The sequence below is a fragment of the Niallia oryzisoli genome (assembly GCF_043641075.1).
In the GTDB taxonomy this organism is placed as follows: domain Bacteria; phylum Bacillota; class Bacilli; order Bacillales; family Cytobacillaceae; genus Bacillus_BD; species Bacillus_BD oryzisoli_A.
This window is the reverse complement of the sequence record NZ_JBHZRC010000007.1, coordinates 182732-197871: the sequence shown is the minus strand read 5'-3', so window position 1 is coordinate 197871 and position 15140 is coordinate 182732. Positions and strand designations below refer to the sequence as shown.

The following is a 15140-nucleotide window of genomic DNA, read 5'->3' as shown; positions in this document are numbered from 1 at the left end:
TTCTTATAATTTATTTATCAAGGAAAAGGTTAATAGCAAAAATATATAAATGAGACTTATCATTTTCAATGAAGGGAGCTTACAGAATTGACAACTGAACAAATTAAATTGGACATCGACCAATTGGAAAGAACGTTCTTTATTCATTCGCTTCAACCACTGGCGACAGAAGAGTTGGAGCAAATGCAGGAGAAAGTAAAGGGGTTAAAAGAAGCCTTTTTAGGAACTTGCTTTATAGGTAGTAGCGTTGAGGAACTGGAAGAAATGCGATTTAAGTTAGCGGAAATTAGTTGCAACATCATTATCACTTTAAAAGAACGGTTGCATCTGAACATAGTAGACGATATTAGAAATCTCGAAAACGTATATAGAACAGCTTAATGAAAAGAAGGAGGCAGAAATAGGTGAAAAAAGATATGAACGGACAGAACTTTTTTGCAAGAGACTTTAAACAATTAGAGGTTTGGAAAAAGGCGGTGTCATTAACAGAAAAGGTTTATAAATTAGCGAAAGGATTTCCGCAACATGAACAGTACGGTCTGAGGTCGCAAATCGAGCGTAGCTCCAGTTCGATTTCATGCAATTTGGCGGAAGGACAAGGATATGCAGGTATCTTTCCTAATCAAGAAATCCACTTCTACGCAATTGCGAACGGTTCTGCATACGAGGTAAGAGCACAGATAGAGCTAATTTATCGGGTCGGCTATGTGAATTTAGAAACCTATGAGGAGTTAGAGAATGAAGTTTGCCAGATTATCAAAATGCTTATTTCTTTAATTAAGAAGGTGAAAAGGGAGATTGCTTAAGTGCTATAAAATATGCTTCCCATGCCATCGCTAATTCACTGCAACTATCTATAGTAAATTGGATTATTAATATTTTTTTAGAAAAAGTATTGACGAATAACTATAATCTATGTATAGTATGTCCATAGGCAATGGAAATAGAGTTGTTGCCTAAAAAAGATTTTTTGAAACTAATTCATACATTTTTAAAAATGTATTATTATCTGATTTCGGTAAGAGGCCGAATCTATCTATTGTAACTTCATATAGGTTTTGAATATATCCTAAAGGATTTTCCTTTAAGGTTATTTATTCCTATGTGTTATTTACAATAAATAGATTCGGTCTTTTTGTCGTTCCTTGAAAAATTGATAATGGAAACTCTTTTATTGTATTGACCGCTATTGGTCAGGATTCAACAAGGAACAGGTCTTTATTTGATAACAACGTATGGAAACTACGGGAATTTTAAAATTGGAGGAATAAAAAATGGGATATCAAGAATCATTTATTAAATTCAAAGATGAAAAAACTTTGGTACAAGAATTGAGAAGATATGAGAAATATGAAAAGGATAGCGACCTTGTTCGCATTGTATGCGTAGATAGGGTTAAGAAACAAGTTTTCCCCTTTAATGAAGGTGAATTGGTAGCGGTGGTTGGAGGAGATAGAGGTCAACAAAGAGATAAGGAAAGATTACAAAAAGAATTAGGCATTAGAAATATTGTGGATATAGTATTTGTTGATAATCCGATTTATTGGGAAATGGCGGAGGATAAGGGCGTTAGATTTACAGATTTTTTGAAGGAGCACTTTATACAACTGTCAAAGGGTGAATATGAAGAAATCTTAAAATAATCTATGGGATTCAATAATAAAGAATTTTACTAATATGAGGAGGAAATAATTATGCAAAACCAAGTAATCACAAAAGGAAATGATTTTCAAACTTATTCAATTGGTGGGGGATTAGAATTCGATGAAAAACAGATGTCATTTTTCATCGGTAATCAATACGAAGCGGCCAAGTTAGAATTGCAAGGTCTTTTTACTACGAGTGAGTTATGGATTATTGTAGATAGTCTTAATGGAATTCCATATTCTCCTGAACAGTCGGCAAAATTCATTGTAAATGAGTTTGTTGAAGACTATATCCAACATGGTATTGCCGAAGGTTTATTAGATTTTGTTCATAGCCTATTACCAAATAAGTTGGAAAAGTTAACGGAATTTCAGGCATTTACCACTTTAAAAATGGTCTCTGAATTCCTTGAAACGGATTTGGATGAAAAGTTAAACCAAGATAGTGAGGAACTATTAAACGGAATCTTCCAGATATCTGATAGGGAAATGATTATTGATGAAGAAGAAGAGTGTTGCGATTGTGGTTGGGATAATTTTGAACTTAGTTGGGAATTAGGGTTTCAAAAACTCCATCATATTGGCACGATATTCGCACTTAAATTCGGTATAGTTATTGCTGTTAGATTTGATGAAGGGGAATTCACATTATATGAAGACTGTGAGAATTGTGGGGAACTTCACTTCTTAGAATCGTATTCAATCCATGAATTAATAGAATTAGATGTGATGGAAGAAGCCAAGTATTTGATTGAAGAAAATTTTACAGATGAAGATTAATAGCAAGAGCAAAGAGTTGGAGATTAACTATCCCCGACTTATAACTGAAACTTTAGTCATAAGTCGAAATGAATTTTAAGGAGGAATAAATTTATGCAAAATGTAGTAATTGAACACGAATTTACAATTGATTTTCTTGATGTTGAACCTGAGTGGTGGGGATTTAATCAATTCCCTATGGAAACAGAGCTTGACGATTATTCTTTCAAAGCTAAACAGATGGTGTATATGTTGAATGAAGTTTATCAAGGTACAAAAAGAGAACTAACAGGAGTTTTTGATTTAAATGAAGCAGGGCTTATAGTCAATGCGTTTAATGGACACTTATATTCTCCTGAATTGCCCAATAAAAAAGTGTTAGTTGCTAATGTAGCAGACGATATTCAAATTAATTTAGCAGATGAAATATTTGGTGTTGATGCCGATAAGCTATTGAAGAAATTGAATCAACTAACAGAGTTCCAGGCTTTTACGGTAATAAGAATGGCCTTTGAATTTTTGTATTCACGATACAGAGAAGCGATTGATACGGAAAATCAGAACGAAAAGCTATTAAGTGCAATTTTTAATGTTGGAGAAGGTGGGGACCTTTAATGGTCTCCAATGATTGAACTTTAATTAGAGAAAAAAAGATTGTTAAAATATTAAATTTAGATTGAAAAGGAGAATTTGATATGAATAAAGTAAATAAGAAGGAAAACAACATGGGACTTGGGCAAATGAGACAACAATTAGCGTTAGAAAGAATAAATCATCTTTCAGCATTATTATGTTACAAATATGGTTTGGATACTGTAGTCTGCCAACATGTAAACAAAAAAGATTTTGCTATTTTTGTTATCTGTGAGTGTTGCGGTGAAATGGAGCATTTTGTTACGTATTCTTTGGAACAGCTTATAAAAATTAATGTACAAAGTGAAGTTATGAATCTATTAGAGAACTCCAATAAGGTTAAATTAGCTGTGGAATAAATCCCTTGAAAATTAAAGTAACTGAAATCCCCCGTTTATAAATTTGCTTCTGACCACTTGCAGTGATTTTAAATACACTGGGAATCATGATTTTTATTGCAATTCTAATAAATCAGCTATAACTTATAAATAAAGGTCTGATATTAGCAATTTTATAAAGGGCATCTTGTTATAGATATTTTTCACTTTTAAAAAAAGGGGAGAAATATTTTATAAACAAGATGCCTTTTGTTTTTGCCTATAAACAAGAAGGAACAGCGTTAAGAAGGTGCTGTATGCTATGTATTTGTGTTAGGGAAGCAAAGTTATTGTGTACACCAATAAAAAGGGAGAGAAGCTAATGGCATTCGAGAGGAATAAAAAGAGCAGTAATCCGAATTTCGGGAAAAAGATGTCCGTTGTTGATACGGGTCATCCCATTCTAAGGGAAAATGAAAAAGCCCTGGCATTATTAGACGAAATGGATAAAAAGAAGTGTGGATTTTTTAGAAGGAAAGGAGAGAAAAAGGTATGAGAGTAAAATCGATATTTACTGGCACATTTAAAATAATTTTGGCATTTGATAATGGGGAGTATCGACTCTTAAATATCAAGCAATTCTTACAAAATGATAATATGGGGAAGTTAGCAGAGATTCGTGATGATATAGATATGTTCCGAACAGCAACTATTAATAGAAATTCTGGTACGGTCACTTGGGAAAATGGGGTAGATTTTGACAATGAAATTTTATTTCAATCCAGTACCTACATAGGCAAAATAATAGGGCATGGAGCAGAAGGGACAATTGATAGTGTTGAAAGATATGAAGCGGAAAAGGGGTTACGAGATACTGAAGAATATAAAATAGGCTACTGCGAAGGGCATGAAAAAGATGCTGATTGCATATATAGAGGAGCAAGAAAAGGCAAGTAGCGAGGGTGAAGGAAAAGGAGAGATATAATAATGGGACAATATCTTCAAATGGGAATTTGTTATAGATTGGAAGTAGATAAAAAAAGATTGGACAAGTTAGAGGTTACATTAGAAAGATTGATAAAAGAGTTAAATAAACACTTGGATATTACCTTGTACGAAATAAATGAAACTCATGAAGAAGTCATTTTTGAGATTAAAGAATCGGTAGTATTAGAATTGCAGGGGTTTATGGAGTTTCAGTATTCGATGTATCCCCAAGAACAGCAATATATTGATTGTTTTAAATCGGCTGTGGAAACAATCGGTGGTTTATCGTCATTTCAAGAAATAGTACAAGTGGCAGAAGAGGGGAATTTCCCTTGCTTTCAATCGAATGTTATTATCGATGAAATTAAGATTTCGGCTTGGAATTGGTTGGAGATTGAAATAGCTATGTTCGTATTCTTTGTTGAAGGAAAGATATTTATGGAAGGATATAATTTCTTCTTGAGATATATTGAAAATAATGTAAGAGAATCAAGTAGAGAATGGGGAATTGCTGGAGCATTTAGATGTTACATAGATTGATACTTACTAAAGAGAATTCGTATATTTCTCAACTTGTTTTCGAGAGTAATTTTTGCAGTTTGTACAGGCTATCTATTTGTTAATTTTAGGTTAAGCAAAAGAATTGGAACAAGAATTGAGGTAAACTTGGATTAGAGTAACAGGTTATCCTTAGAAAGAACTTCATATCAAATGATGCGGTTCTTTTCTTTTTACCTGTTATTTGTATAGTTCTCATTTATAATATTGAGCTGGAATACCTAATTAGAAAATGTGGTTCAATTTGAAGAACCTGGATGTTGAATAGATTAACACAATTTTATAAAATATATAACACATATAATAGAAGAAACTAAGAAAAAGGATGAATATTAATGGAAAAGAATTGGGCAGTTGAAGTTTGGGGCGATTGGCCTCTTGAAGTGACAACGGAGACTTTTTATTCCAAATCCCTGGCTCAAAAATATTTCTTAGACATAAGACGTAAGCTCGATAGTAGTAAATATATCATTACCAGGGATTCTATTGTAGATGTAAATGATAGTAGTAATGCTGTTTACTTAACTAATCTGGATGAACTTGAGTGAATGGTAGACTAATCATCTAACATGTTTACCATTACAGAAATAGATTTTTGTTATACTCAAGCCGAACGGGAGTGTCAATGATGGTGATAAGTGCTTCATAATTCCAGTAATAATTAAGATATGAAATGATAAAGAACTTTTCAATTGAGCAAGATATTGAATCTTAAACTTATTAGGAAGCTGGAATCCAGCTTCCTAAGTTATAAAGTTTTTTGGTGGTCATAACAATAAACTTTTCCTTGGAATTTCTTATTAGATAAACAGAATGATTTTACTTTATCAGACACAGCTTTCTGACATACTGCACACTTGTTTTCGTCAGTTGTCTTATCAATATTATTCTTCTTTAATTGTATGCTCTCAATATGTTGTTTTCTAATTGATTCGTCTAAAATATTGGAATTAGAGAGAGAGTTATATATAAGTTCAATATCATCTTCCATTAAAATAGGATTTTTGTATTGTAATTTAAGGACAGCGACTTTTCTATTAATAAATTCAGTCAATTCCACATCATAAATTACTAATTGATTAGAATGTATCTTTCGTAATTCTTCTTCAATTTTAAAAGTACATCTCTTTGTAAAGGAAACCATTGAAACAAAGTATTGATGGTATTTCCCATCGATAAAATTTTTAAGTGCTTGAATGTGACCGTAATTTTGCATTAATGGATTCATCATTTTGAACTTGCCATTAATCAACCAGGCTTTTCTATCTTTTCCTCCATAAATAGTTCCCTGATAATTCTTTGTCTCGATTACAAATAATCCATACGGAGTAATGATAACGTGGTCAATTTGGGAGAATCCTGTTGATGATTTGGGATTTTTGATTAGTAAATCACTTAAATGCAAATACTCTTTGGGCAGTTGGGATAGCTGTATGTCGATTTTGTATTCTCCCAGTTCACCTTTTCTAATTGCAGTCCGTTCATTCTTTATTTTTTTTACCTCATCGTTTGTCCTTGTTACAGTGCCTGGGACTTCTTCCACAACATTACTTGTGCTGTTTTTCTTCTTATTTTTAAATAGAAAATCTAAAAACATGATTTGCCTCATTCCTACTGGAAATAAACTTCTATATTTTTATATCGGCATAAATAGAGCCATTTGAATAAGTATTTCCCTTATAAGAAACGTTAGTCAAATTTAAAATTCAATGTTAGTCGGATTAAGAATGAATATGACACAAAACATTAATTCATCGAAATTATCTACTTTTAGTTTACGAAACAATTTTTGGGTAGAAATGAAAATAAAAAAGGGCTTGAGTTATTTCCACTCTTAAGTTAAGATGCAAAATAAAGAGTTAAGAATATTCAACTCCCAGCCAATCAATTGTTCAATTTGTTAATTCATATTTTAAAAGCCAGTCAAAAATAGCATTTAGTTTCTATTCAAAAAAAATTTTGGATAGTGACTAAATGCTATTTTTTTGTCTGCAATTCATATTGTCAATGACCCATATTGCTTTTAGATAAAGGGGGTGATGCCGAACAGGATTTTGCAACTAACTAATGAGATGACCAATTCATTAATAAACGACTTTAAAAGCGACTGGACATTGATAGTCCTATATTTTTTCAGCTTTTAAGTCAGATGTTATGAATAATAATTGACTACATATAAGTGGGGGAAGAACAAGTTGGATGTTTTTGGATATATAAGGGTTAGTACAAAAACTCAAATGGATGGGTATGGGTTAAAAACGCAGGAATCAGCAATTATAGACTTTTGCCAAAAGAATGGATACGACTTAATTGAAGTATTTCGAGATGAGGGAATCTCTGGAACGATTGCAAACAGAGACGGATTAAATGATTTAATTAGTTCTTTTGGTGAAGTAAAGAAAGTTGTAGTATTAAACACCTCCCGACTTTGGAGAAGTGATACAGTCAAAGTTTTAGTTCACAGAGAATTTCAGAAGCATTCGGCTGACGTTATCAGCATTGAACAGCCTAATTACAGCGGAATTTACACGAAAAATCCAAATGACTTTTTGGTTAATGGGATGATGGAATTGCTCGACCAATATGAGAGAATGAGTATCGCTATGAAGCTCAACAAAGGCCGTAGAACAAAAATTAAAATGGGCGATAAAGCATGTGGGAATGCTCCTCTTGGCTATAAGTGGAATGATAAAGCAAAGATTATTGTTGATGAAGAAACAGCGGCCATTATCGAATTGATTTTCAAAAAGTATTTGGAGTTACGCAGTCTTGGGAAACTTAAAAAGTATTTAGACAACTCTGGGGTAAGAAGCAGTAGGGGGAACAGATTTAGCAAACAGGCCTTGGTTGGGATACTAAAGAATGATTTTTATAAAGGTGTTTTAAGACACAGTGATTTGATTATCGAGGGGAATCATAAACCGTTGATAAATAAGGTCGTATTTGGGAAAGTACAAGCTCTAATTAATAGAAACAGAAAAGCTGGTGTAAGAAATGAGAAGTGAGTGGAACGAGGAAAAATTACAAAGGTATATAAAGGAAGGTAGAGGACAGGGAGAATTTGAATCCTATAAAGGATTTATTCGAGTGCAGGACTTCGGCTCGGTTGGCAGAAGCAGTCGTTTAAGAACTTGGCGATGTAATCGGATTGTCCACCTACTGTCGGATATAGAAACACGATTCTTCTACCTAACTGAGTTTGACGATTCAATTTTACAAGTGAAAGAGCATGTGCCTTTATACGATTTTGAAGAAGTAGTTGGGGAGCAAGAAGATATAGATATAAGGAAATTTAAGGATAAACAATCGGGATTTCCCTACATTTTAACCACGACCTTTCTAATTACAGTTAGGGGAAATGACGGAAATACCTATGATGTTGCAAGGAGTGTTAAAGCAAGTCATGAATTGGAAAGAAAGGCAGTGATTGAACGCTTCGAGTTAATAAGACGTTATTTTTGGAAAAAAGGTATTGATTGGGCGTTATTAACCCAAAAGGAGCTTCCAATAGTTAAGGCGAAAAACATCGAGTGGATACATCCAGCGAGGTTTTTAGAGGAAACAACGGATTTTACTAAAGGTGATATTTCGTATATTTCAGGAATTCTTTTGGAATCACTCTATAAAAATAAAAGACCAGTTCGGGAGATAACAAGTTCAGTTGATTCTCAACTAAATCTTGAAGCTGGTTCAGGGTTGTTGTTATTTAAACATTTATTAACAACAAAACAGATAAAAATAGATATGAATAAGAAGATTGAATTAAACCAATCGGCAGAAGTTTTAGAGATAGTTCCGCAAGAAAGGCAGGGTGAAATAAAAATTGCTATTGACCGTTAATACGTTAATCGGTTATACGGGAGATTCGTTAAAGGATACCGTTGAAAGAATATTGTGGATTAGCAGTGATTATACAGTTGCAGTTTTGATTGATATTTATGCTAACAAGAGCACTCCAATATATAAAAATGTAGAAGACATTGTTAATGATATTGAGATTAAAGGTGCAACCGTTATTAAAGATGACCCTTTCCAAATTTTTAGAAATGATAATGAGATTAATGAAAAAGAGAAGGAGATTCGGAATAAAGCATGGGAGATAATAAAAGCCATTGCGGAGAAAGAAAATGAACCAGAAGTTTTTAATGCAAAGAAACGTGCAGAACTTGTTAAAAAGGCAAGTGGAAAATTTGGAGTAAGTAATAAAACAGTCTACAAGTATTTAAGGCGATATTGGCAAAGGGGAAAACACATGAATGCCCTTTTGCCAGATTACAAGAATATAGGGAGGTCTCAGGAAAAACAAGCAACAGGTAAAAAAAGGGGGAGACCAAAAAAATATAAAGATATTGTGGGTGAAGGTGTAAATGTCAATGAAGAAACGAAACGGATATTTAGGATAGCACTTAATAAATTTTACTATACAAAGTCTGGTAACTCCTTAAACACTGCATACCAGTTAATGAGGAAGGAATTTTATGCAGATGGTTACAGGATAGATGGAGGCATTAGGAAGCCAATATTAAAACCATCCAGTGAAGTTCCAACCTTTGGACAGTTTAAATACTTCTTTTATAAGGAGCGAAACTTGAAGAAGGAAATATACTCAAGGCAGGGGTCGAAAGAGTATTTGCAAAATCATAGAGCATTATTGGGTAACTCTACAGTAGAGGCTTATGGACCAGGTTATTACGAAATTGATGCCACCATTGCTGATGTTTACTTAGTCTCCAGATATAACAGAAATTGGATAATCGGAAGGCCCGTCATCTACCTCTGTGTGGACAAGTTTTCCATGATGATTACAGGACTATATGTGGGCTTAGAAGGACCTTCTTGGAATGGGGCTATGAGTGCTCTTGCTAATTCGGCAAGTAATAAAGTGGATTTTTGCAAAGAGTACGATATTGAGATTATAGAGGAGCAATGGCCATCCCGCCATCTTTGCGATACTTTGATAGCTGACCGAGAGTTGCAGGGTAAGATGGTTGAGACACTTGTTAGTTCCTTACATGTTAAAGTACAGAACACAAGTCCCTATAGAGCCGATATGAAACCTTTTGTAGAAAGAAAATTTCAAATTATTAATGAGAAATCCGTACAACCATTTTTACCTGGAACTGTGAAAACAGATTTCCGTAAGAGAGGAAGCCGAGATTATCGTCTTGATAGCGTTCTCGATTTGTTCCAATTTACCCAAGTTATGATTTATTCGATTCTCGAATATAACCAAAGTTGGCTTTCTAATTATAATCGTGAAGAAATGATGATTAGCGATGATATAGAGCCTATTCCAATAAAGTTATGGAATTGGGGAATGAAAAATCGTGCTGGTTTATTGCGTTCTGTTTCAGAAGATACTGTGAAATTGTGTCTGATGCCAACTGCAAATGCTTATATAACTGGTAAAGGAATTAAATTCAAAGGGTTATTTTACACTTCTTCAAATCTTATTAGAGAAGGTAGTTTTGAACGTGTTCGTATAAGTGGTAGTGGAGAAAAGATTCATATATCCTATGACCCAAGAAATTTAAACTTCATATATATAAAGAAGGAAGACGGAAAAGAATTTGAGAAATGCCACCTTCTGGATTACCAAGAAGTTCACATAAACAAGAGTATTGAAGAGTTTGAATACTTACAGGAATATGAAAAGTTACTGAAAAAGCAAAAAGAGGATGAACAGTTACAATCCAAAATTGATTTAATTTCAGAGATAGAAAATATCGTTCAAGAAGCAGAGAAAATGACGAGGGAACAGCAGGATGAAACTGAGAGCAAGACACAAAAACTAAAGGGAATTCGTAAAAATAGGCAAATAGAAAAGATGATTAACAAAGAAAATGAGGCATTTGAACTTGATAAGAAAGTGACGAACGAAAAGGGAGAAGTTCTTTCATTTAATAGAATGAATAATCAAGAACCTGAAGAGGGACCAGAAGAGTTTGAAAATGAAATGGCCCTATTAAGAAAGAAGCAGAAGGAGAGAACGTATGGAAAAACAGAATAAAGTAATAATTCCAAACGGTGGAGAAGCTGTAATGGCAAAATATAGAGACCAGGAAGTGATGGAATACAGAAACAATCCTTTTATCGAAGCTCTTCCTCCCATTCTTTCAAAGGAGGAGGTAGTTGATAAATTAGCCTATTATCCACCTTTTAATGAAAATGAACGTAACTTGGATAGTCATATAAGACTGCACCTTGTCCAGCGATTATTCCAATATTACCAGCCAATTTTTCAAACGCTTGATTTGGAGTCAAGGGTCTCCAGGATGATTCGTATGGGTTATGTTCATAAAAATCCTTTTAAACCAGAATTCGCTCAAGGATTGCACGAAAACTACAAGTCGATTCTAAACGCAAACATAGATATGTACAATGGCAATTTAAAAAGCACGTCTTCTGCAATGACGATTTTGGGACCATCAGGAATCGGTAAAAGCCGAATGATAAATGTGGTACTATCAGCTCTACCACAACTTATTGTTCATTCTCGCTATAAGAATAATGATTTTAATATGTATCAGTTGGTCTGGCTTAAATTAGATTGTTCATTCGATGGAAATATTAAAGGTGTTTGTATTGATGCATATAGGAGCTTGGATAGTTTATTGGGTACAAGCTATTATAAGCGGTTTGGTTCAGCAAGAATGCCCATAGCCTCCATGCAACCTGCTTTATCTCAAATGCTTAGGGTTCATGGGGTTGGACTACTGGTAATAGACGAGGTGCAGTCGCTGAGCGTTGCCAAATCTGGTGGAGCAGAAAAAATGATGAACTTCTTTCATTACTTATCTAATATGGGAACTCCTATTCTTTTGATAGGAACACCAAAGGCACTTCCTTATTTAAGAGGCGACCTCCGCCAAGCACGAAGAGGCAGTGGTCAGGGGGATATGGTGATAGAACGCATGAAAAAGGATTTTAATTGGGATTTAATTCTCGAAGGAATGTGGGATTATCAGTGGGTGAGAAAGCCAACTGCTCTTACACAAGAGTTTAAAGATATTTTATATGATGAATCTGGCGGAATAACAGATATTGCGATTAAACTTTTTGTCATGGCTCAAGTAAAGGCAATTTCCAGTGGTAAGGAACAAATAACTCCTGCATTAATAAGAAAAGTGGCAAGAGAGAATTTGCAACTAATTCAGCCGATGATTAATGCTATAAGAAGTGGCGACATTAAAGCTATTTCGAGATACGAAGATATCGCACCTATAGATGTAGAAGGGTTTATTAATCAGGAATTTTCTACTGTTTCTATGAACAATAAAATAAAAGAAATTCAAAAAGCGAAGAAAAAGCAGGAGAAAAATTGGAAGGAAAACGTGAGGGAACAGTCTATCTTAAAGTTAATTGAGTTGGATGTTGAACCAGGCAAGGCAAAAAAGTGTATTGATACTGTGATTGAAAAGCAAGGACAAGAATTTGATATAAAGGGGATTGTAAAAGAGGCGTTTAAGCTGTCTATAAATATAGAAGAAAGTAGCCCTATACCGACTAAATTACCAAAGAAAATGGAGTTGCAAAACAAGCAAGATTTAAGATTGATTGTTTCGGAAGGAAAAGCAAATGGTCTATCTGCCCATGAAGCACTTAAAGAAAAAGGAATTATTAAAGTGATAGAAAATGATTTCTTCAGTGTGGGGTGAGAATAATGGTTGGTTTTTTTCCAACACCGTATCCGAATGAGTTGTTATATAGTACATTAGCACGTTTCCATATAAGAAGTGGGAACATCAGCCCCAAGGCAACCATTGAAGAGTTATTTGGCTCTCGTTCTGTCACTACTGTTGTCGATTTACCAGCCAACATAGATAGCTTGATAAGCAATTTACCGATTGGAAGTGCATATACTGTGGAAAATTTGATAATGGAGAACACTTTATATCCATTTTATAGTGCCTTTCTTCCGCCAGAACGTGCCAAAAGCATCTTGCAATCTATGAAGGGTAACAGCGGTGGAAGCATCCATAATCGAATAGGTGTTATGGCAAGTACAATTGCAGAGAATAGATATATTAGGATGTGCAAAGAGTGTGCGACAGAGTCATTAAAGAAATATGGAGAAGTGTATTGGGTGAGAAGTCACCAAATTCCTGGGATTATTATTTGTTCAAAGCATAAGACCTTACTGTACAACAGCAAAGTATTAGTACATCACTTTAACAAAAATGAGTTTGTTCCAGCAACTGTAGACAATTGCAATTTAACCGAAGAACATACAACCTCAAAGAATATAGAAGATGCTATAGAATCTGAATTTATCCCCAATTATATTCAAGTTGTAGATAATGTGGATAAACTATTAAACAATCGTTATTCCAATAAGCCACCTGAATGGTTTTTCTCTCAATATATAGAGAGGTTAAAGTTGATGGGATTAGCAAATATAAATGGAAGTGTAAAGCAAAAAGAACTTCGAGAGCAGTTTCTTGAGTTTTATGGGGAGAATTTATTAACGATAGTCCAATCATCCGTTACTAATAATGAAAGTTGCTGGTTAAGTATGATGGTTAGAAAACCACGTAAAACTGTTCATCCAATTAGACATCTGCTGATGATTCAATTTTTAGGAATTATGTTGGAAGACTTATGGAATGAGGAAAATGAGTATTTACCTTTTGGCAAAAGTCCTTTTCCATGTTTAAATGCGGGAGCAGACCATTATTTACAGCCAGTAATTACTGAAGTGTCTATACGGTATGACAGTAAAATCAAGCGGCCAGTTGGGACATTTAGCTGTTCCTGTGGGTTTGTTTACGCACGAAAGGGACCCGATAGTAGTGAAGATGATAGGTACAAGGTTGGAAGAGTAAAAGAGTTTGGAGAAGTATGGAAATCAAAGCTAAAAGAACTTTTTCAAATGAATTTAAGTATGAGAGAAATCGCAAGAAGATTAAAGGTAGATGTAAATACGGTAAAGAAATATGGTCAGAATTTAGGAGAAACCGAAGTGGAACTCGGTTATAAAAGAAAAGACAATCTTATTAACAAGGATAGTTTTCGTAATGAATGGCTGGATTTGCAGAAGCGATATCCCGAAAAGAGTAAAACGGAACTGCGGAAGGTTAATAGTGGTCTTTATACTTGGCTATATCGCAATGATAGGGAGTGGTTAAATTCAAACTCTCCAAAAAAGAAGCAAATTACTATGGTAAATAATCGGGTGGATTGGGATAAAAGAGATGTGGAAACTCATGAGTCCGTAAAGGAAATTGTAGAAGAAATACTTAATTCCCCTAATAAGCCTGAAAGAGTAACGATAAGCAGAGTTGGGAAGAAAGTAGGCAAATTATCCTTGCTGGAAAAGCATCTATTCAAGTTGCCTCAAACCAATGAATACTTGCTACAACATATTGAATCGGTAAGAGATTTTCAAATTCGCAGAATCAAATGGGCGATTAAAGAATGCCAACGAGAAGGATATGATGTGCAATGGTGGAGAGTAGCGAGGGTAGCTGGTATTCGGGGTGAATGGATAGAGGAATTAGAAGTGGAGTTTGAAAGGATAAGTAGCATTATTTCATAAGATTAGTTTAGCAAGGTTTGGCTTGATATTGGGAAGAGCTGTAGGTATCATAAATTTATAGAAAATAATAATTATTTGAAATGAGGAAACAAAATGGCGACTTTTTATATTAATCGCAAAAGTCCATATTGCATAAATTAACGCTCAGTCATAGGACTGGGCGTTTTTAATTGTGTTTGTTTCCAAACTGTATCGAAAGGAGGAGAGAGAATGTTGTTGGAAAAGTTGAAAGGGTCTTTACAAAATCTTTCTATTGAATTAATTGGAGACGCACTTACTATTGCTGTTTCTTTAGTCATTGGCTACTATGTGAAAGTTTTCTTTCTTATGTAGTTAGCTTTATTAAAGACTGTAATCAAAAGGAGATGACTAATTTGTGAATGAAATGAGTTTCGTGGATGTTATAAACAGGTCAGATTACAACTTAAAGAACGATGATGAATAGGAACAAGGAGGATATAAGAATGAATAAGGGATTTAAGCAGGAAAAGGAAATTGATATTACCGAATTGATGGAGGTGTTATCATTTAATGCTGAATTAGAATTGGATAATGATATTCGAGAATGGTTACAAACACCGCCTGTTAAATTGCAGAATTATGGATATGAGGTGGAAAGGGAAGAGGAGTATTTTGCAACACTAAACGAGATTTCAGAATATCTATTGGAGAGATGATGAAATAAGAATCGCAAATAAAGGA

18 protein-coding genes are annotated in these 15140 nt (G+C 34.1%); 17 read left to right on the top strand and 1 reads right to left on the bottom strand.

Annotation, left to right across the window (positions count from 1 at the left end; translation table 11 throughout):
• The first annotated feature begins 87 nt into the window (after positions 1-87).
• From ACHUFV_RS19055 to ACHUFV_RS19010, 10 genes are all read left to right on the top strand, one after another.
• Entirely contained in the window at positions 88-381 is a 294-nt protein-coding gene (locus tag ACHUFV_RS19055; RefSeq protein ID WP_101552491.1) for a hypothetical protein, read from the top strand.
• A 23-nt stretch (positions 382-404) separates the two neighbouring features.
• Positions 405-806: a four helix bundle protein gene (locus tag ACHUFV_RS19050; RefSeq protein WP_101552493.1), complete on the top strand. Its 402-nt coding sequence runs from the start codon at positions 405-407 to the stop codon at positions 804-806.
• Positions 807-1274: 468 nt separating this feature from the next.
• Positions 1275-1643 carry a hypothetical protein gene (locus ACHUFV_RS19045; protein ID WP_101552495.1) on the top strand — a complete coding sequence of 123 codons (369 nt, stop codon included), beginning with the start codon at positions 1275-1277 and terminating at the stop codon, positions 1641-1643.
• Between the two features lie 51 nt (positions 1644-1694).
• Entirely contained in the window at positions 1695-2426 is a 732-nt protein-coding gene (locus ACHUFV_RS19040; protein WP_101552497.1) for a hypothetical protein, read from the top strand.
• A 93-nt stretch (positions 2427-2519) separates the two neighbouring features.
• Positions 2520-3020: a hypothetical protein gene (locus ACHUFV_RS19035; RefSeq protein WP_101552499.1), complete on the top strand. Its 501-nt coding sequence runs from the start codon at positions 2520-2522 to the stop codon at positions 3018-3020.
• Positions 3021-3100: 80 nt separating this feature from the next.
• Positions 3101-3397: a hypothetical protein gene (locus tag ACHUFV_RS19030; protein WP_101552502.1), complete on the top strand. Its 297-nt coding sequence runs from the start codon at positions 3101-3103 to the stop codon at positions 3395-3397.
• Between the two features lie 340 nt (positions 3398-3737).
• Positions 3738-3911, top strand: coding sequence for a hypothetical protein (locus ACHUFV_RS19025; protein WP_180827440.1), 174 nt, complete (start codon positions 3738-3740; stop codon positions 3909-3911).
• Entirely contained in the window at positions 3908-4312 is a 405-nt protein-coding gene (locus tag ACHUFV_RS19020) for a DUF2442 domain-containing protein (protein ID WP_101552504.1), read from the top strand. Before ACHUFV_RS19025 ends, ACHUFV_RS19020 begins: the two co-directional genes overlap by 4 nt.
• A gap of 30 nt (positions 4313-4342) precedes the next feature.
• Positions 4343-4882, top strand: a complete 540-nt coding sequence (locus ACHUFV_RS19015) for a hypothetical protein (RefSeq protein ID WP_101552506.1) — start codon at positions 4343-4345, stop codon at positions 4880-4882.
• A 353-nt stretch (positions 4883-5235) separates the two neighbouring features.
• Positions 5236-5448, top strand: a complete 213-nt coding sequence (locus ACHUFV_RS19010; RefSeq protein ID WP_101552508.1) for a hypothetical protein — start codon at positions 5236-5238, stop codon at positions 5446-5448.
• A 200-nt stretch (positions 5449-5648) separates the two neighbouring features.
• Here ACHUFV_RS19010 and ACHUFV_RS19005 read toward each other — a convergent pair whose 3' ends face one another.
• Positions 5649-6497: a nuclease-related domain-containing protein gene (locus tag ACHUFV_RS19005; RefSeq protein ID WP_101552510.1), complete on the bottom strand. Its 849-nt coding sequence runs from the start codon at positions 6495-6497 to the stop codon at positions 5649-5651.
• A gap of 598 nt (positions 6498-7095) precedes the next feature.
• Here ACHUFV_RS19005 and ACHUFV_RS19000 point away from each other — a divergent pair.
• From ACHUFV_RS19000 to ACHUFV_RS18970, 7 genes are all read left to right on the top strand, one after another.
• On the top strand, positions 7096-7905 hold the full coding sequence (locus ACHUFV_RS19000) for a recombinase family protein (RefSeq protein WP_052126233.1): 810 nt from the start codon (positions 7096-7098) through the stop codon (positions 7903-7905).
• Positions 7895-8740, top strand: a complete 846-nt coding sequence (locus tag ACHUFV_RS18995; protein WP_036178215.1) for a heteromeric transposase endonuclease subunit TnsA — start codon at positions 7895-7897, stop codon at positions 8738-8740. The genes ACHUFV_RS19000 and ACHUFV_RS18995 overlap by 11 nt, the downstream gene beginning before the upstream one ends.
• On the top strand, positions 8730-10910 hold the full coding sequence (locus ACHUFV_RS18990) for a Mu transposase C-terminal domain-containing protein (protein ID WP_197414230.1): 2181 nt from the start codon (positions 8730-8732) through the stop codon (positions 10908-10910). The genes ACHUFV_RS18995 and ACHUFV_RS18990 overlap by 11 nt, the downstream gene beginning before the upstream one ends.
• Positions 10894-12558, top strand: coding sequence for an ATP-binding protein (locus tag ACHUFV_RS18985; protein WP_101552512.1), 1665 nt, complete (start codon positions 10894-10896; stop codon positions 12556-12558). The genes ACHUFV_RS18990 and ACHUFV_RS18985 overlap by 17 nt, the downstream gene beginning before the upstream one ends.
• A gap of 5 nt (positions 12559-12563) precedes the next feature.
• A complete protein-coding gene (locus tag ACHUFV_RS18980) occupies positions 12564-14438 on the top strand; it encodes a TnsD family Tn7-like transposition protein (RefSeq protein WP_062686386.1) in 1875 nt (624 codons plus the stop codon).
• Between the two features lie 210 nt (positions 14439-14648).
• Positions 14649-14771, top strand: coding sequence for a hypothetical protein (locus ACHUFV_RS18975; RefSeq protein ID WP_255475359.1), 123 nt, complete (start codon positions 14649-14651; stop codon positions 14769-14771).
• A gap of 131 nt (positions 14772-14902) precedes the next feature.
• The gene (locus ACHUFV_RS18970) at positions 14903-15115 is read left to right on the top strand and encodes a hypothetical protein (protein WP_036178223.1); all 213 of its coding nucleotides are present in this window, start codon (positions 14903-14905) and stop codon (positions 15113-15115) included.
• Positions 15116-15140: the final 25 nt, after the last annotated feature.

Coding starts and splice junctions, on each gene's coding strand:
- ACHUFV_RS19045 (WP_101552495.1), top strand. CDS start 1,275: ATGGGATATCAAGAATCATTTATTAAATTCAAAGATGAAAAAACTTTG.
- ACHUFV_RS19040 (WP_101552497.1), top strand. CDS start 1,695: ATGCAAAACCAAGTAATCACAAAAGGAAATGATTTTCAAACTTATTCA.
- ACHUFV_RS19035 (WP_101552499.1), top strand. CDS start 2,520: ATGCAAAATGTAGTAATTGAACACGAATTTACAATTGATTTTCTTGAT.
- ACHUFV_RS19030 (WP_101552502.1), top strand. CDS start 3,101: ATGAATAAAGTAAATAAGAAGGAAAACAACATGGGACTTGGGCAAATG.
- ACHUFV_RS19025 (WP_180827440.1), top strand. CDS start 3,738: ATGGCATTCGAGAGGAATAAAAAGAGCAGTAATCCGAATTTCGGGAAA.
- ACHUFV_RS19020 (WP_101552504.1), top strand. CDS start 3,908: ATGAGAGTAAAATCGATATTTACTGGCACATTTAAAATAATTTTGGCA.
- ACHUFV_RS19015 (WP_101552506.1), top strand. CDS start 4,343: ATGGGACAATATCTTCAAATGGGAATTTGTTATAGATTGGAAGTAGAT.
- ACHUFV_RS19010 (WP_101552508.1), top strand. CDS start 5,236: ATGGAAAAGAATTGGGCAGTTGAAGTTTGGGGCGATTGGCCTCTTGAA.
- ACHUFV_RS19005 (WP_101552510.1), bottom strand. CDS start 6,497: ATGTTTTTAGATTTTCTATTTAAAAATAAGAAGAAAAACAGCACAAGT.
- ACHUFV_RS18995 (WP_036178215.1), top strand. CDS start 7,895: ATGAGAAGTGAGTGGAACGAGGAAAAATTACAAAGGTATATAAAGGAA.
- ACHUFV_RS18985 (WP_101552512.1), top strand. CDS start 10,894: ATGGAAAAACAGAATAAAGTAATAATTCCAAACGGTGGAGAAGCTGTA.
- ACHUFV_RS18980 (WP_062686386.1), top strand. CDS start 12,564: ATGGTTGGTTTTTTTCCAACACCGTATCCGAATGAGTTGTTATATAGT.
- ACHUFV_RS18975 (WP_255475359.1), top strand. CDS start 14,649: ATGTTGTTGGAAAAGTTGAAAGGGTCTTTACAAAATCTTTCTATTGAA.
- ACHUFV_RS18970 (WP_036178223.1), top strand. CDS start 14,903: ATGAATAAGGGATTTAAGCAGGAAAAGGAAATTGATATTACCGAATTG.